15 protein-coding genes and 2 pseudogenes are annotated in these 15,536 nt (G+C 68.4%); 15 read left to right on the top strand and 2 right to left on the bottom strand.

Annotated elements, in window-relative coordinates:
- Positions 1-10 precede the first annotated feature (10 nt).
- Both SB786_RS14585 and SB786_RS14580 read left to right on the top strand, forming a co-directional pair.
- Positions 11-421 carry a VOC family protein gene (locus SB786_RS14585; protein ID WP_410728041.1) on the top strand — a complete coding sequence of 137 codons (411 nt, stop codon included), beginning with the start codon at positions 11-13 and terminating at the stop codon, positions 419-421.
- A 73-nt stretch (positions 422-494) separates the two neighbouring features.
- Positions 495-1,181, top strand: a complete 687-nt coding sequence (locus tag SB786_RS14580) for a helix-turn-helix transcriptional regulator (protein WP_006751907.1) — start codon at positions 495-497, stop codon at positions 1,179-1,181.
- 86 nt (positions 1,182-1,267) lie between these two features.
- Here SB786_RS14580 and SB786_RS14575 read toward each other — a convergent pair.
- Positions 1,268-1,528: pseudogene (locus SB786_RS14575) on the bottom strand (carbon-nitrogen hydrolase family protein); the annotation flags it as partial.
- Between SB786_RS14575 and SB786_RS14570 the strand changes: the two are divergent.
- The 4 genes and pseudogenes from SB786_RS14570 to SB786_RS14555 all read left to right on the top strand — a co-directional run.
- Positions 1,504-1,683 (top strand): annotated as a pseudogene (locus SB786_RS14570) (LysR family transcriptional regulator); the annotation flags it as partial. The pseudogenes SB786_RS14575 and SB786_RS14570 overlap by 25 nt on opposite strands.
- Before the next feature lie 192 nt (positions 1,684-1,875).
- A complete protein-coding gene (locus SB786_RS14565; protein ID WP_175668759.1) occupies positions 1,876-2,385 on the top strand; it encodes an NUDIX hydrolase in 510 nt (169 codons plus the stop codon).
- Positions 2,382-3,551: a tRNA 2-thiouridine(34) synthase MnmA gene (gene mnmA / locus SB786_RS14560; RefSeq protein WP_410728040.1), complete on the top strand. Its 1,170-nt coding sequence runs from the start codon at positions 2,382-2,384 to the stop codon at positions 3,549-3,551. Before SB786_RS14565 ends, mnmA begins: the two co-directional genes overlap by 4 nt.
- A 118-nt stretch (positions 3,552-3,669) precedes the next feature.
- Positions 3,670-5,289: an FMN-binding glutamate synthase family protein gene (locus SB786_RS14555; protein ID WP_410728039.1), complete on the top strand. Its 1,620-nt coding sequence runs from the start codon at positions 3,670-3,672 to the stop codon at positions 5,287-5,289.
- 101 nt (positions 5,290-5,390) lie between these two features.
- Here SB786_RS14555 and SB786_RS14550 read toward each other — a convergent pair whose 3' ends face one another.
- On the bottom strand, positions 5,391-6,005 hold the full coding sequence (locus tag SB786_RS14550) for a glutathione S-transferase family protein (protein WP_410728038.1): 615 nt from the start codon (positions 6,003-6,005) through the stop codon (positions 5,391-5,393).
- Positions 6,006-6,190: 185 nt separating this feature from the next.
- Here SB786_RS14550 and SB786_RS14545 point away from each other — a divergent pair, with 185 nt between their 5' ends.
- The 9 genes from SB786_RS14545 (at position 6,191) to SB786_RS14505 (ending at position 15,515) form a co-directional block, all read left to right on the top strand.
- Positions 6,191-7,585, top strand: a complete 1,395-nt coding sequence (locus SB786_RS14545; RefSeq protein ID WP_410728037.1) for an aminopeptidase P N-terminal domain-containing protein — start codon at positions 6,191-6,193, stop codon at positions 7,583-7,585.
- 67 nt (positions 7,586-7,652) lie between these two features.
- Entirely contained in the window at positions 7,653-8,840 is a 1,188-nt protein-coding gene (locus tag SB786_RS14540; protein ID WP_410728036.1) for a UbiH/UbiF/VisC/COQ6 family ubiquinone biosynthesis hydroxylase, read from the top strand.
- A 173-nt stretch (positions 8,841-9,013) separates the two neighbouring features.
- The gene (gene dusB, locus SB786_RS14535; RefSeq protein WP_006751898.1) at positions 9,014-10,081 is read left to right on the top strand and encodes a tRNA dihydrouridine synthase DusB; all 1,068 of its coding nucleotides are present in this window, start codon (positions 9,014-9,016) and stop codon (positions 10,079-10,081) included.
- Complete coding sequence (locus SB786_RS14530) at positions 10,078-10,311, top strand: Fis family transcriptional regulator (protein ID WP_006476892.1); 234 nt, start codon at positions 10,078-10,080, stop codon at positions 10,309-10,311. The genes dusB and SB786_RS14530 overlap by 4 nt, the downstream gene beginning before the upstream one ends.
- Before the next feature lie 45 nt (positions 10,312-10,356).
- A complete protein-coding gene (purH, locus tag SB786_RS14525) occupies positions 10,357-11,922 on the top strand; it encodes a bifunctional phosphoribosylaminoimidazolecarboxamide formyltransferase/IMP cyclohydrolase (protein ID WP_175725935.1) in 1,566 nt (521 codons plus the stop codon).
- A gap of 151 nt (positions 11,923-12,073) precedes the next feature.
- Positions 12,074-12,625, top strand: coding sequence for a crossover junction endodeoxyribonuclease RuvC (gene ruvC / locus SB786_RS14520; protein WP_006751896.1), 552 nt, complete (start codon positions 12,074-12,076; stop codon positions 12,623-12,625).
- Positions 12,626-12,770: 145 nt separating this feature from the next.
- A complete protein-coding gene (gene ruvA / locus SB786_RS14515) occupies positions 12,771-13,352 on the top strand; it encodes a Holliday junction branch migration protein RuvA (RefSeq protein ID WP_006751895.1) in 582 nt (193 codons plus the stop codon).
- A gap of 120 nt (positions 13,353-13,472) precedes the next feature.
- A complete protein-coding gene (gene ruvB, locus SB786_RS14510; protein WP_410728035.1) occupies positions 13,473-14,537 on the top strand; it encodes a Holliday junction branch migration DNA helicase RuvB in 1,065 nt (354 codons plus the stop codon).
- Positions 14,538-14,561: 24 nt separating this feature from the next.
- Positions 14,562-15,515, top strand: coding sequence for an oxygenase MpaB family protein (locus SB786_RS14505; protein WP_410728034.1), 954 nt, complete (start codon positions 14,562-14,564; stop codon positions 15,513-15,515).
- The last annotated feature ends 21 nt before the right edge of the window (positions 15,516-15,536 follow it).

Below are 15,536 nucleotides of genomic sequence, written 5' to 3'. Positions count from 1 at the left end.
GGAACTCGTCATGACGTCCGCAACTGCAACTGCATCCGCAACCCTCGAAAGTGCGATCGCGTGGTTCGACATCCCGTCCCTCGATTTCGACCGGGCGATCCGTTTCTACGAAACCGTGCTGCAAACGACGCTGCAACGCGAAGTCATCGGCGGCGTGCCGATGGCCATGTTCGATCACGAAGCATCGAGCACGGGCGGCAGCATCGTGTTCGATCCGCAGCAGATGAAGCCGAGCGCGAACGGCGTGCTCGTCTATCTGAACGCCGGCGAGTCGGTCGTCGCGGCGCTCGAACGCGCGAAACGCGCGGGCGGCGTCGTGCAGGGCTCGGTCATCGAGCTGCCGAACAACTACGGCTACATCGGCTACCTGATCGATACCGAAGGCAACCGCGTCGGCCTGCACGCACCGAAATGCCACTGAGCGCGTCCACGATCCGGCCGGCGCGGCGCTATCATCGCGAAGTTCCCGTCGCCGTTGGAGTCGAGGTGCAGCCATGACGCGCCGTGCCGACCGCCTGTTCCAGATCGCCGAGCTGTTGCGCGGTCGGCGTCTCACGACCGCGCAGCAGCTCGCCGACTGGCTGTCAGTGTCGCCGCGCACGGTCTATCGGGACGTGCGCGACCTGCAACTGTCAGGGGTGCCGATCGAAGGCGAGGCCGGCATCGGCTACCGGCTGAACCGCAACGCGAGCCTGCCGCCGCTCACGTTCACGGCCGAGGAACTCGCGGCGCTCGCCGTCGGCGCGCGGATGCTCGAGACCTGGGGCGGCGCCCGCTTCGCGGGTGGTGCGCGCTCGGCGCTCGCGAAGATCGCATCGGCGATGCCGGCCGACAAGCGCACGGCGCTCGACCGCCTGCCGGTGTTCGCGCCGTCGTTCCACATCGACGAGACGTTCTGCGCGAAGGTCGACGCGATCCACCAGGCGGTCGACACGCACCACATCGTCAGCTTCGACTATCGCGACCGGCTCGGCGCGCACACGCGGCGCCGCGTGTGGCCGCTCGGGCTCGTCTATTGGGGAGGACGCTGGACGATCGGCGCGTGGTGCGAACTGCGCGGCGACTTCCGCACCTTCGATATCGCGCGGATGGGCGACATCACCGTGCACGAGCAGTTTCCGGACATGGAAGGCCGGCGGATCGCCGACTACATGCGGATCGCGGAAGCGCCGATGCGCTGACGCGCGCGGCGGCGGCATGCCGGATGCCGCCCCACCGGCCCCGCCGTCCTTCGCGCGCCGGGGCGTCGGCGCCCCGGCAACACCTGTCAGCCCTCGAACACCACCGGCCGCTTCGGCCGCTCGTCGACGTGCAGCGAAAACACGTCGGCGCGCGCATAGTGCCCGACCACGTCGAAGTCGTAACGCGCACGCACGAGTTCGTCGGTATCGATGCGCGCGGTCACGAGGCCGGCCTCGCCGATCAGCGGCTCCGTCAGCAGGTCGCCGAGCGGCCCGACGATCACACTGCCGCCGCGGATCAGCGGCCGCTCGGGATCCCAGCCCGGCACGTCGATGCCGAGCGATCGCGCAGTCGACGTCATTGCGCGCACTCGCGTGCCCGGTCGAGCTGCCGCACTACCCGGTGGAGATCGGCTGGCGCACGAGCACGCAGCGCGCCCCGGCGATCGTGCGCGTGCGGGACACGATCGCCGCCTGCGTCGCGACGATCGTCGCACCGTGAAAAATAGGGGCGCGATTAAGCGTCTCCGCTTCGTACTTGCGCCCTGGCCGTTCGCCGCGCGCGGCCGCGCCGCGCCGCCGACACGCGCAGCAGCAAATCGAGCGCCCGGCGCGGCAACACGAATGAGCAGGGTCGGATTCGTCTAACGATGGGGCCGGCAGCGTCCGGGCGCAACCGGTAAAATGCCGAACCATGAAACCCGAAATCTGGACCCCGCATGTGACCGTTGCAGCGCTCGTCGAGCGCGCCGGTCGCTTTCTCGTGATCGAGGAAGAAACCTCCACGGGCCTGCGCATCAACCAGCCGGCCGGGCATCTCGAAGCCGGCGAGACGCTCGCCGACGCCGTGATCCGCGAGACGCTCGAGGAAACCGCGCATCCGTTCGTGCCCGACGCGCTCGTCGGCGTCTATCTCGCGCACTACGACCGCCCCGGCACCGCCGGCGCGACCTACCTGCGCTTCACGTTCTGCGGCACGGCCGGCGAGCCGCTGCCGGGCCACGTGCTCGACGACGGCATCGTCCGCACGCTGTGGATGAGCGCCGACGAACTGCGCGCGTGCAGCGAGCGCCACCGCTCGCCCGCGGTGATGCGCTGCGTCGACGACTATCTCGCCGGGCGGCGCATTCCGCTCGATTTCGTGCATACGCATTCGGTCGCGCCGCGTCCGGATGCATTCGACCGCCAGGCGGTAAGCAAATGACCAAGCGCCGTGTAGTAGTGGGCATGTCGGGCGGCGTCGATTCGTCGGTGACCGCGTGGCTGCTGAAGGAACAAGGGTACGACGTGGTCGGCCTGTTCATGAAGAACTGGGAAGACGACGACGACGGCGAATACTGCTCGACGCGCCAGGACTGGATCGACGTCGTGTCGGTCGCCGACCTGATCGGCATCGACGTGGAAGCGGTGAACTTCGCGGCCGAGTACAAGGACCGCGTGTTCGCCGAATTCCTGCGCGAATACTCGGCCGGCCGCACGCCGAACCCCGACGTGCTGTGCAACGCCGAGATCAAGTTCAAGGCGTTCCTCGATCACGCGATGTCGCTCGACGCGGAAATGATCGCGACCGGCCACTACGCGCGCGTGCGCGAGCGCGACGGTCGCTTCGAACTGCTGAAGGCGTTCGATCATACGAAAGACCAGTCGTACTTCCTGCACCGGCTGAACCAGGCGCAACTGTCGAAGACGATGTTCCCGCTCGGCGAGATTCCGAAGACGAAGGTGCGCGAGATCGCCGCGCAGATCGGCCTGCCGAACGCGAAGAAGAAGGACTCGACGGGCATCTGCTTCATCGGCGAACGGCCGTTCCGCGACTTCCTGAACCGTTATCTTCCGACGAAACCGGGCCCGATGAAGACGCCGGACGGCAAGGTGGTCGGCGAGCACATCGGCCTCGCGTTCTACACGTTCGGCCAGCGCAAGGGCATCGGCCTCGGCGGCAGCAAGGACGGCAGCGGCGAGCCGTGGTTCGTCGCCGCGAAGGACATTGCGTCGAACACGCTGTACGTCGTGCAGGGCCACGACCATCCGTGGCTGCTGTCGCGCCAGCTCGTCGCCGGCAACGTGAGCTGGGTCGCGGGCGAGCCGCCGGCCGAAGGCTTCGCGTGCGGTGCCAAGACGCGCTACCGGCAGGCCGACGCCGCGTGCTCATTCGGCCCGGCGGCGCTCGGCCAGACCGACGGCGAGCGCTTCTCGCTCGCGTTCGACGACGCGCAATGGGCGGTGACGCCCGGCCAGTCGGCCGTGCTGTACGACGGCGAGATCTGCCTGGGCGGCGGCATCATCGAGTTCGCGGCCACCGGCCAGCCCGGCCAGACGGCGCCGGCAGCGGCGACCGGCCACGCGGGCGCGCTGGCCGAAGCACGCTGACATCCATTCGGTTTAGACTTGCGCCACGCCGCGCCCGGCGGAACACGATTCCGCCGCGGCCGGTGCGCCGCCGCGCAGCGTACGCATGGCGGCATTTCAAGATTCTTATGGAGTCCCTATGCTGTCCAGACGCTACCTCGCGATGTGGTGCGCCGTGCTGTTGCTCGTTGCCGCGGCCGCCCTCGCGTCGATCCACGTGCTTTCCTGGCTGTGGATCATCATCCCCGTCGCCCTCGTCGCGCTCGGCCTGTACGACCTGAAACAGGACCATCACGCGATCCTGCGGAATTACCCGCTCTGGGGCCATTTCCGCTTCCTGTTCGAGTTCATCCGCCCCGAGATCCGCCAGTATTTCGTCGAGGACGACACCGACGAGAAACCGTTCTCGCGCGCGCAGCGCAGCCTCGTCTACCAGCGCGCGAAGAATGTCGCCGACAACCGCCCGTACGGCACCGAACTGAACGTGAAGGCCGTCGCGCACGAATGGATCAGCCACTCGCTCGCGCCGACGAAGCTGCCGAACCACGACTTCCGCATCCGGGTCGGCGCAAACCGCGCGCAGCCCTACGACATCTCGATCTTCAACATCTCGGCGATGAGCTTCGGCTCGCTGTCCGCGAACGCGATCCGCTCGCTGAACCTCGGCGCGAAGAAAGGCGGTTTCGCGCACGACACCGGTGAAGGCTCGCTGTCGAAGTACCACCGCGAGAACGGCGGCGACATCATCTGGGAAATCGCGTCCGGCTACTTCGGCTGCCGCAGCGAAGACGGCACGTTCAACCCGGACAAGTTCGCGAAGCAGGCCGCCGATCCGCAGGTCAAGATGATCGAGATCAAGCTGTCGCAAGGCGCGAAGCCCGGCCACGGCGGCGTGCTGCCGGCCGCGAAGATCACGCCCGAGATCGCCGAGACGCGCGGCGTGCCGATGGGCAAGGACTGCATCTCGCCCGCGACGCACTCGGAATTCTCGACACCGCGCGGGCTGCTCGAATTCGTCGAGCGGCTGCGCACGCTGTCGGGCGGCAAGCCGACCGGCTTCAAGCTGTGCATCGGCCATCCGTGGGAGTTCTTCGGGATCGCGAAGGCGATGATCGAGACGGGCATCGTGCCCGACTTCATCGTCGTCGACGGCGCGGAAGGCGGCACCGGCGCCGCGCCACTCGAATTCACCGACCACGTCGGCGTGCCGCTGCAGGAAGGGCTGCTGCTGGTGCACAACACGCTGGTCGGGATCGGCGTGCGCGATCGCGTGAAGATCGGCGCGAGCGGCAAGATCATCACCGCGTTCGACATCGCGCGCACGCTCGCGATCGGCGCGGACTGGGTGAATTCGGCACGCGGCTTCATGTTCGCGGTCGGCTGCATCCAGGCACAGCATTGCCACACCGACCGCTGCCCGACCGGCGTCGCCACGCAGGACCCGGTGCGCCAGCGCGCCCTCGTCGTGCCGGACAAGGCCGAGCGCGTGTACAACTTCCACCGCAATACGCTGCATGCGCTGCAGGAACTCGTGCAAGCGGCCGGCCTCGGCCATCCGTCCGAGCTGCGCGCGCATCACATCGTGCAGCGCGTCGCGCCGCACGAGGTACGGCTGATGTCGCAGTTGCTGAAGTACATGAAGCCCGGCGCGCTGCTAGACGGCCAGACCTGCGGCTATTCGCTGTACGACCAGTGGTGGCCGATCGCGCGCAGCGATTCGTTCGTGCTCGGCGAAACCGTTTACGCGTCGATCGAGTAACGCGTCAGACGTGCGATCGCCCGTCGCCCGGGCGATCCGCCAAAGAGAAAAGCGCCCCGCAGGGCGCTTTTCTCTTGTCTGCTCGATCCGCAGCCGGCACGTCAGGCTGGCGGCAGCGTGTCGGCGAACGTCTGCCGCTGCGACAGCTTCGCGAAATACTTGTCGAGGTTCGGATGGCGGTCGCGCCAGTTGAGCTCGGGCATCCGGAAGTCGAGATAGCCGAGCGCACAGCCGAGTGCGATGTCGGCGAGCGTGTAATGATTACCGACGCACCACGTCTTGCCGCCGAGGCCCTGCGACATCGCGACGAGGCCGTCGTCGATCTTGCGCTGCTGGCGCGCGACCCAGCTCGCGCTGCGCTGTGCTTCGTCACGCAGCGTGTGTTCGAGACGGAGGGCGACGGCCGCGTCGAGCACGCCGTCGCCCAGCGCTTCCCAGCAACGCACTTCGACACGCTCGCGCCCCGACGGCGGAATCAGCTTGCCGACCGGCGACAGCGTATCGACGTATTCACAGATCACGCGGGAATCGAACACCGCGGCACCATCTTCCATCACGAGACACGGGACCTTGCCGAGCGGATTCGATGCATGAATGTTCGTGTCCGGCGCCCACACGTTCTCGAGCTCCAGCTTGTAGTCGATCTTCTTTTCAGCAAGCACGATCCGCGCCTTGCGGACGTACGGGCTGCTGAGCGAACCGATTAATTTCATCATCTGCCTTTTTAAGGGAACCGCCGAGAGTATACGTTGTCGTCGATCATAACCGGCCGGCGTGGCCGGGTAGAAAATCGCCCGTACGGCCTGTGGATGGTTTGCAACAGCCGTCGCCGAGCCCCGTCCGGCGTGGCTTGCGGCCACCGCTCTCACGCGCCGCGTCCGGCGGCGCTACAATCGCACGAATGAATGCGCCCCTCGATACCGCCATCGCCGTCGACGTCTACCGCCAGCGCCGTGAACGCGTGCTTGCCGCACTGCGCGCCGCGGGCGGCGGCGTCGCCATCGTCCCCACCGCGCCGGAAATGCTGCGCAACCGTGATACGGCCTTTCCGTACCGGCATGACAGCTACTTCCATTACCTGACGGGCTTCACCGAGCCGGACGCCGTGCTCGTGCTGAACGCGGCCGGGCACGGCGCGCCGGAATCGATCCTGTTCTGCCGCGCGAAGAATGCCGACCGCGAGATCTGGGAAGGCTTTCATTACGGGCCCGAGGCCGCGCGCGATGCGTTCGGTTTCGACACGGCCTACGCGGTCGACGTGATCGACACCGAAATGCCGAGGCTGCTCGCCGATGCGGGCACCGTGCACTACCGGTTCGGCACATCGGCCGAGTTCGACCGCCAGCTCGCCGGCTGGATCGATGCGGTGCGCGCGCAGGCGCGCGCGGGTGTCGCCGCGCCGGACGCGATGCTCGACCTCACGCCGCTGCTCGACGACATGCGGCTCGTGAAGGACGAACACGAGCTCGCGATCATGATGCGCGCCGCGCACATCTCCGCGCTCGCGCATCGCCGCGCGATGCAGGTGTGCCGCCCGGGAATCCGCGAATACGAACTCGAGGCCGAGCTGCTCTATACGTTCCGCAAGCATGGCGCGCAGGCACCCGCGTACGGCTCGATCGTCGCGGCCGGCGCGAATGCGTGCGTGCTGCACTACCCGGCCGGCAACGCGGCCGCGCAGGACGGCGACCTGATCCTGATCGATGCCGCGTGCGAACTCGACGGCTACGCGTCGGACATCACGCGCACGTTCCCGGCCAACGGGCGCTTCTCGCCCGCGCAGCGCACGCTGTACGACATCGTGCTCGCCGCGCAGCAGGCCGCGATCGACGCGACGCGCGCGGGCGTGCCGTTCGAGGCGCCGCACGACGCAGCCGTGCGCGTGCTCGCGCAGGGGCTGCTCGATACCGGCATCATCCCCAAGACTCGCTTCTCGAGCGTCGACGACGTGATCGCCGAGCGCGCGTACGCCCGCTTCTACATGCACCGCACCGGCCACTGGCTCGGCATGGACGTGCACGATTGCGGCGACTACCGCGAGCGGCTCGCCGAGCGCGACGCCAACGGCGCGCTGCCGTGGCGTACGCTCAAACCCGGCATGACGCTCACCGTCGAGCCGGGCCTGTACGTGCGGGCAGCCGACGACGTGCCGTCCGAATACTGGAACATCGGCATCCGCATCGAAGACGACGCGATCGTGCGCGAGCACGGTTGCGAGCTGATCACGCGCGACGTGCCGGTGGCCGCCGCCGAGATCGAGGCGCTGATGCGCGCGGGCGCGGCGCACGGCGCCTGAGCGTGCTGCAGGCTGCCATCGATCTCGCCGATCCGCCGTTGACCGTTACCCCGTTTCACGAACACTGATGACGACCGCTTCCTCCCCGGCCACGCCGGACTACGACCTTGCCATCGTCGGCGCGGGCCCCGTCGGGCTCGCGCTCGCCGGCTGGCTCGCACGACGCAGCGCGACGCAGCACGCATCGATCGCGCTGATCGACGCGCGCGAGCCGGCCGCGAGCGCGAACGATCCGCGCGCGATCGCCGTGTCGCACGGCAGCCGCGTGCTGCTCGACACGCTCGCGTGGCCGGGCGACGCGACGCCGATCGAACACATCCACGTGTCGCAGCGCGGTCATTTCGGCCGCACGGTGATCGACCGGGACGAGCACGACCTCGTCGCGCTCGGCTACGTGGTGCGCTACGGCTCGATCGTGCAGGCGCTCGCGCAGGCGGTGCGCGGCACGCGCGTCGACTGGCTCACGTCGACCACCGCCCGCGCGCCGCAACAGGACGCCGACGGCGTCACGCTGACGCTCGACGGCCCGCAAGGCGAGCGCACGCTGCGCGCGCGCATCGTCATCAACGCGGAAGGCGGGCTGTTCCACGAACAGCAGGCCGAGACCGGCAAGCATCGCCGGGACTACGGTCAGACCGCGATCGTCGGCACGGTCACGGTCTCGGCGCCGCGCCCGAACGTCGCGTGGGAACGCTTCACGCACGAAGGCCCGCTCGCGCTGTTGCCGCTTGGCGGCCCGCGCCAGGCCGACTATTCGCTCGTGTGGTGCTGCATGCCCGACGAAGCAGCCCGCCGCGCCGCCCTCCCCGACGCCGAGTTCCTGCGCGAACTCGGCGCCGCGTTCGGCGAACGCATGGGTCAGTTCGTCGCCGTCGCCGGGCGCGCATCGTTCCCGCTCGGGCTGAACGCGGCGCAGACGCTCGTCAACGGACGCATCGCGATCGTCGGCAATGCCGCGCAAACGCTGCATCCGGTCGCCGGCCAGGGCCTCAACCTCGGGCTGCGCGATGCGCACACGCTCGTCGACGCGCTGTCCACGCAAGGCTTCGAGGCAACCGCGCTCGCGACCTTCAACGCGCGGCGCGCACTCGACCGGCGCTTCACGATCGGCGCGACCGACACGCTCGCGCGCCTGTTCACGGTCGAGGCCGGCCCCCTTCCGCTGCTGCGCGGCGCGGCGCTCACCGTGCTCGAATTCGTGCCGCCGCTGAAGAAGGCGATCGCGCGCCAGATGATGTTCGGCCAGCGCAACTGACGCGCGGCGCATCGCGCATCGGTTGCGCACGTCAGTTGCGCACGTCGGTTGCGCGCAGCGGGATCACGCAAACCGGGTCAAATCGGCGGGGCATGGGAATACGGTAAAATGCGCGTTTTCCCTCCGCCTTTTTTTGCCCGCGACGCCCGGCGCTCGCGGGCGGTGCCATTGCGATGCCCGTTATCGGCTCTCACGTTTTGCGTAACAACCTGTTCGTCGCGCCGATGGCCGGCGTGACGGATCGTCCGTTCCGCCAGCTGTGCAAGCGGCTGGGCGCCGGATACGCCGTGTCCGAGATGGTCGCGTCCAATGCGCAGCTGTGGAAAAGCGCGAAGACGATGCGGCGGGCGAACCACGAAGGCGAGGTCGAGCCGATCGCGGTGCAGATCGCCGGCGCCGATCCGGCGATGATGGCCGAAGCGGCCCGCTACAACGTCGACAACGGCGCGCAGATCATCGACATCAACATGGGCTGCCCGGCAAAGAAGGTCTGCAACGTCGCGGCCGGCTCCGCGCTGCTGCAGAACGAGCCGCTCGTGCAGCGGATCGTCGAGGCCGTCGTCGCGGCGGTCGGCACAGGGCCGGATGCGGTGCCCGTCACGCTGAAGATCCGCACCGGCTGGGATCGCGAGCACAAGAACGCGATCACGGTCGCGCGCCTCGCCGAAGCGGCCGGCATCTCGATGCTGACCGTGCACGGCCGCACGCGTGCCGACCTCTACCGCGGCGACGCCGAATACGACACCATCGCGGCCGTGAAGGCGGCCGTGCGCATCCCGGTCGTCGCGAACGGCGACATCACATCGCCGGCGAAAGCGAAGGCCGTGCTCGACGCAACCGGCGCCGACGCACTGATGATCGGTCGCGCCGCGCAAGGCCGGCCGTGGCTGTTCCGTGAAATCGATCATTTCCTGCAAACCGGCGAGCTGCTGCCCCCGCCGCGGATCGACGAGATCCAGCACGTGATGAACGAACACCTGGAAGACCACTACGCGTTCTACGGTGAATTCACGGGAGTCCGTACTGCGCGCAAGCACATCGGCTGGTACACTCGCGGCCTTTCCGGTGCCAACGGGTTCCGGCACAGGATGAACACGCTCGATTCCACCCGCGAGCAGCTCGCCGCCGTCAATGCATTCTTCGAGGCGCAAAAGGCGCTGTCGGACCACCTCGTCTACGTCGATGACGAAGAGGAAAACGGCCAGGGCGAGTCGGACGACCATAACCAGTTAGCAGCATGAGCAAGCACAACATCGAACAATGTGTCCGCGAGAGCCTGGACGTGTATTTCCGGGATCTAGACGGCTCCAATCCGCACGACGTCTATGAAATGGTGATGTCCTGCGTCGAAAAGCCGATGCTCGAGGTCGTGCTCGTACAGGCCGGCGGCAACCAGTCGCTCGCCGCCGAGTACCTCGGCATCAATCGCAATACGCTGCGCAAGAAGCTGCAGCAGCACGGCCTGCTGTAGGCCGGCCGTCCCGTCCCCGTTTCCCTGGCTATTGGTGGTTCCATCATGATCAAGCAAGCGCTCATTTCCGTTTCCGACAAGACCGGCATCGTCGACTTCGCGAAGTCGCTGTCCGACCTCGGCGTCAAGCTGCTGTCGACCGGCGGCACCGCGAAACTCCTCGCCGACGCGGGCCTGCCCGTTACCGAAGTGGCCGATTACACGGGCTTTCCGGAAATGCTCGATGGGCGCGTGAAGACGCTCCACCCGAAGGTGCACGGCGGCATCCTCGCCCGCCGCGACCTGCCCGAGCACATGCAGGCGCTGGAGCAGCACGACATCCCGACGATCGACCTGCTGGTCGTGAACCTGTATCCGTTCGTCGCGACGATCGCGAAGGACGACTGCACGCTCGCCGACGCGATCGAGAACATCGACATCGGTGGCCCGACGATGCTGCGCTCGGCCGCGAAGAACCATCGCGACGTGACGGTCGTCGTCGATCCGGCCGACTACGCGGTCGTGCTCGACGAAATGAAGGCGAACGGCAACGCGATCGGCTACGCGACCAACTTCCGCCTCGCGACGAAGGTGTTCGCGCACACCGCGCAGTACGACGGCGCGATCACGAACTACCTGACGAGCCTGACCGACGAGCTGCAGCACGCGTCGCGCAGCGCGTATCCGGCGACGCTGAACATGGCGTTCGACAAGGTGCAGGACCTGCGCTACGGCGAGAACCCGCACCAGAGCGCCGCGTTCTACCGCGACCTCGCGGCGCCGGCCGGCGCACTGGCGAACTACCGCCAGCTGCAGGGCAAGGAGCTGTCGTACAACAACATCGCGGATTCGGACGCGGCGTGGGAATGCGTGAAGACGTTCGACGTGCCGGCCTGCGTGATCATCAAGCATGCGAACCCGTGCGGCGTCGCGGTCGGCAACGACTCGGCCGACGCGTACGCGAAGGCGTTCCAGACCGATCCGACGTCGGCGTTCGGCGGCATCATCGCGTTCAATCGCGAAGTCGACGAGACGGCCGCGCAGGCGGTAGCCAAGCAGTTCGTCGAAGTGCTGATCGCGCCGTCGTTCTCGGACGCCGCGAAGCAGGTGTTCGCCGCGAAGCAGAACGTGCGTCTGCTTGAGATCGCTCTCGGCGACGGCCATAACGCATTCGACCTGAAGCGCGTGGGCGGCGGGCTGCTCGTGCAGTCGCTCGATTCGAAGAACGTGCAGCCGAGCGAGCTGCGCGTCGTCACGAAGCGCCAGCCGAGCGCGAAGGAAATGGACGACCTGCTGTTCGCATGGCGCGTCGCGAAGTACGTGAAGTCGAACGCGATCGTGTTCTGCGGCAACGGCATGACGCTCGGCGTCGGCGCAGGCCAGATGAGCCGGGTCGATTCCGCGCGCATCGCGAGCATCAAGGCGCAGAACGCAGGCCTCACGCTGGCCGGCTCGGCCGTCGCGTCGGATGCGTTCTTCCCGTTCCGCGACGGTCTCGACGTCGTCGTGGCGGCAGGCGCGACCTGCGTGATCCAGCCGGGCGGCTCGATGCGCGACGACGAAGTGATCGCGGCAGCCGACGAGCACGGCATCGCGATGATCCTGACGGGCGTGCGTCACTTCCGTCACTGATCGCACGCGGCCCGCGCGGCCGCCGCACGCAAACCCGGCGGCATCGCACCCGCCGGGTTTTTTATTGCGTATCGCCGGCGCACGCGACAGTGTGGCCGGCGCCGCGCACCATTCGTTGTAGTATCGCTGCATCTGGTTTTTCTCCTCACTCATGCGAATTCTCGGCATCGACCCCGGCCTGCGCGTCACCGGCTTCGGCGTCATCGACGTCAGCGGCCACCGGCTCGCCTATGTCGCAAGCGGCGTGATCCGCACGCCGACGGCCGACCTGGCCACGCGGCTCGGCACGATCTTCCAGGGCGTATCGACGCTCGTGCGCGAACACGCGCCCGATCAGGCCGCGATCGAGCAGGTGTTCGTCAACGTGAACCCGCAGTCGACGCTGCTGCTCGGCCAGGCGCGCGGCGCCGCGATCTGCGGACTCGTCTCCGGCGGCCTGCCGGTCGCCGAATACACCGCGCTGCAACTGAAGCAGGCCGTCGTCGGCTACGGGCGCGCGACCAAGTCGCAGATGCAGGAGATGGTCACGCGGCTGCTCAACCTCACCGGCCAGCCCGGCAGCGACGCGGCCGACGCGCTCGGGATGGCGATCTGCCATGCGCACAGCGGCAGTACGCTGGGCACGATCGGCGCAATCGGCGGCCTGGCGCCGGCGCTCGCGAAAAAGGGGCTGCGCGTGCGACGCGGACGGCTCGTCGGCTGACGCGACGGCACGCAATCGCCCGATGCGGCGCGCGGCCACGCGCGTCGCGCACGCGCGGTGCACCGCCCCGACCTGACGGCCAACCCATCGGCATCGCGCCGCACCTGCGCTACACTCGCGCTTTCCTCCTCGCATCCCGCCATCCATGATCGGTCGCATCGCCGGCATCCTGCTCGAAAAGAACCCGCCTCACCTGCTCGTCGACTGCAACGGCGTCGGCTACGAAATCGACGTGCCGATGAGCACCTTCTACAACCTGCCGCAAACGGGCGAGCGCGTCGTGCTGCTCACGCAGCAGATCGTGCGCGAGGACGCGCACCTGCTATACGGCTTCCTGACGCCGCAGGAGCGCACGACCTTCCGCGAACTGCTGAAGATCACCGGCATCGGCGCGCGCATGGCGCTCGCCGTGCTCTCGGGCATGAGCGTGCAGGAGCTCGCGCAGGCGGTGACGATGCAGGACGCCGCGCGCCTCACGCGCCTGCCCGGCATCGGCAAGAAGACCGCCGAGCGCCTGCTGCTCGAGCTGAAGGGCAAGCTCGGCGCGGACCTCGGTGCGCTCGCCGGCGCCGCGTCGCAGTCCGATCACGCGACCGACATCCTCAACGCGCTCGTCGCGCTCGGCTATTCCGAAAAGGAAGGCCTCGCCGCGATCAAGAACGTGCCGGCCGGCACCGGCGTGTCCGAAGGCATCAAGCTCGCGCTCAAGGCACTGTCGAAGGTGTAACGGCGGCCCGGGCGGGCGCCCGAGCCGGCTGTCGGAGCCAGTGTCGCGCCACCGTGCGGCGCGCGCCAGTCGGCCGTTCGGCCAGTTCGGCCGCGTGACGGTGCGCGGTACAATGGCCGCATGATTGAAACCGACAAACTCGCCGCCGAGCGGATCATCGCCGCCACGCCATCCTCGTCGCACGAGGAGGTGTTCGAACGCGCGCTGCGGCCGCGCCAGCTCGACGACTACGTCGGCCAGGAAAAGGTGCGCGGCCAGCTCGAGATCTTCATCGAGGCCGCGAAGCGCCGCTCCGAGCCGCTCGACCACGTGCTGCTGTTCGGGCCGCCGGGCCTCGGCAAGACCACCCTCGCGCACATCATCGCGCGCGAGATGGGCGTGAACCTGCGCCAGACGTCGGGCCCCGTGCTCGAGCGCGCGGGCGACCTCGCCGCGCTGCTCACCAACCTCGAAGCCAACGACGTGCTGTTCATCGACGAAATCCACCGGCTGTCGCCGGTCGTCGAGGAAATCCTGTATCCGGCGCTGGAGGACTACCAGATCGACATCATGATCGGCGAAGGGCCGGCTGCGCGCAGCGTGAAGCTCGACCTGCAGCCGTTCACGCTGGTCGGCGCGACCACGCGCGCGGGGATGCTGACCAACCCGTTGCGCGATCGCTTCGGGATCGTCGCGCGCCTCGAGTTCTACGATGCCGAGCAGCTGGCGCGCATCGTGCGGCGCTCGGCGTCGCTGCTGAACGCGCACATCGATCCGAGCGGCGCGCTGGAGATCGCGAAGCGCTCGCGCGGCACGCCGCGGATTGCAAACCGGCTGCTGCGCCGCGTGCGCGACTTTGCGGAAGTGAAAGCCGACGGCCAGATCACCGCGGCCGTCGCCGACGCCGCGCTCGCGATGCTCGACGTCGACCCGGTCGGCTTCGACCTGATGGACCGCAAGCTGCTCGAGGCGATCCTGCACAAGTTCGACGGCGGCCCGGTCGGCATCGACAACCTCGCGGCGGCGATCGGCGAGGAACGCGACACGATCGAGGACGTCCTCGAGCCGTACCTGATCCAGCAGGGCTTCCTGCAGCGCACGCCGCGCGGGCGCGTCGCGACGCTGCTCACGTATCGCCATTTCGGACTCTCCGCGCCCGACGCCGGCAACGAACGCGGGATGTGGGACGCCCCCGCCGGAAAGTAGCCCGCCGCCCGCACCAAGCCAGCCATGACCACGCCGCCTAGCCCTCACCCCGCCGCCCCCGCACCGGGCCCGCGCTGGGCCGAGCCGATCCGCAAGCGGCTCGTGGCCGGCATTACGCACCTGACGGCAGGCGGCGGCGGCCCGTCGCTCGATCTGTCGTCGCCGCCCGGAGACCCGGGGCTGTTCGGCCCCGACGCCATCTGCTGGCGCGTGCATGCCGATTTCACGTCGATGATGACGGGCGGCATCGCCGCGCTGCTGCTGCAGGCGCTTCATCCGCTCGCGCTCGCGGGCGTCTGGGATCACTCGTCGTTTCGCACCGACATCCTCGGCCGCTTGCGGCGCACCGCCACGTTCATCACGGGCACGACGTTCGGCAGCCGCGCGGACGCACTCGCGCTGATCGAGCGCGTGAAAGCGATCCACGCGCGCATATCGGGCACCGCGCCCGACGGCCGGCCATACCGGGCCGACGATCCGGCGTTGCTGACCTGGGTGCATGTCGCGGAGGTATCGAGCTTCCTCGCCGCGCATCTGCGCTATGTGAATCCGTCTTTGCCGGGCGAATTGCAGGACGGCTACTACGCTGAAACGGCAATGATCGCCGAGCTGCTCGGCGCCCGCGACGTTCCCCGTTCGCGGGCCGAGATAGCGGCCTATCTCGCGCGCATGCAGCCCGAGCTCGCAGCGGGGCCGCGCACCTTCGACGTGATGGACATCCTGCTGAATGTGCCGGTCGCGACGCCCGCGCTGCGGCCGGCGGCGTCGCTGATCATGCATGCGGGAATCGACCTGCTGCCGCCGTGGGCGCAGCGCATGCTCGGTGTATCGACGTTCGCACCGCTGCGACGTGCGGTGGTCCGGCCCGGGGTTCGGGCGGTCGCCCCCGTGCTGCGCTGGGCGCTCGTCAACGGCGCGTCGAAACGCGCACGCCGCCGCGCTACCGCGCCGCCGCCCGACGGCAATCCGCCCGCCTGACGATCCTTCGGATCATTTCAA

The organism is Burkholderia sp. SIMBA_062, from assembly GCF_046534765.1.
GTDB classification, from domain to species: Bacteria; Pseudomonadota; Gammaproteobacteria; order Burkholderiales; family Burkholderiaceae; genus Burkholderia; species Burkholderia ambifaria.
This window is presented reverse-complemented; position numbering and strand designations above follow the sequence as displayed.

What these genes read in the sequence shown, in the direction of transcription:
- SB786_RS14585 (WP_410728041.1), top strand. Translation starts at nt 11, where the DNA reads ATGACGTCCGCAACTGCAACTGCATCCGCAACCCTCGAAAGTGCGATC.
- SB786_RS14580 (WP_006751907.1), top strand. Translation starts at nt 495, where the DNA reads ATGACGCGCCGTGCCGACCGCCTGTTCCAGATCGCCGAGCTGTTGCGC.
- SB786_RS14565 (WP_175668759.1), top strand. Translation starts at nt 1,876, where the DNA reads ATGAAACCCGAAATCTGGACCCCGCATGTGACCGTTGCAGCGCTCGTC.
- mnmA (WP_410728040.1), top strand. Translation starts at nt 2,382, where the DNA reads ATGACCAAGCGCCGTGTAGTAGTGGGCATGTCGGGCGGCGTCGATTCG.
- SB786_RS14555 (WP_410728039.1), top strand. Translation starts at nt 3,670, where the DNA reads ATGCTGTCCAGACGCTACCTCGCGATGTGGTGCGCCGTGCTGTTGCTC.
- SB786_RS14550 (WP_410728038.1), bottom strand. Translation starts at nt 6,005, where the DNA reads ATGATGAAATTAATCGGTTCGCTCAGCAGCCCGTACGTCCGCAAGGCG.
- SB786_RS14545 (WP_410728037.1), top strand. Translation starts at nt 6,191, where the DNA reads ATGAATGCGCCCCTCGATACCGCCATCGCCGTCGACGTCTACCGCCAG.
- SB786_RS14540 (WP_410728036.1), top strand. Translation starts at nt 7,653, where the DNA reads ATGACGACCGCTTCCTCCCCGGCCACGCCGGACTACGACCTTGCCATC.
- dusB (WP_006751898.1), top strand. Translation starts at nt 9,014, where the DNA reads ATGCCCGTTATCGGCTCTCACGTTTTGCGTAACAACCTGTTCGTCGCG.
- SB786_RS14530 (WP_006476892.1), top strand. Translation starts at nt 10,078, where the DNA reads ATGAGCAAGCACAACATCGAACAATGTGTCCGCGAGAGCCTGGACGTG.
- purH (WP_175725935.1), top strand. Translation starts at nt 10,357, where the DNA reads ATGATCAAGCAAGCGCTCATTTCCGTTTCCGACAAGACCGGCATCGTC.
- ruvC (WP_006751896.1), top strand. Translation starts at nt 12,074, where the DNA reads ATGCGAATTCTCGGCATCGACCCCGGCCTGCGCGTCACCGGCTTCGGC.
- ruvA (WP_006751895.1), top strand. Translation starts at nt 12,771, where the DNA reads ATGATCGGTCGCATCGCCGGCATCCTGCTCGAAAAGAACCCGCCTCAC.
- ruvB (WP_410728035.1), top strand. Translation starts at nt 13,473, where the DNA reads ATGATTGAAACCGACAAACTCGCCGCCGAGCGGATCATCGCCGCCACG.
- SB786_RS14505 (WP_410728034.1), top strand. Translation starts at nt 14,562, where the DNA reads ATGACCACGCCGCCTAGCCCTCACCCCGCCGCCCCCGCACCGGGCCCG.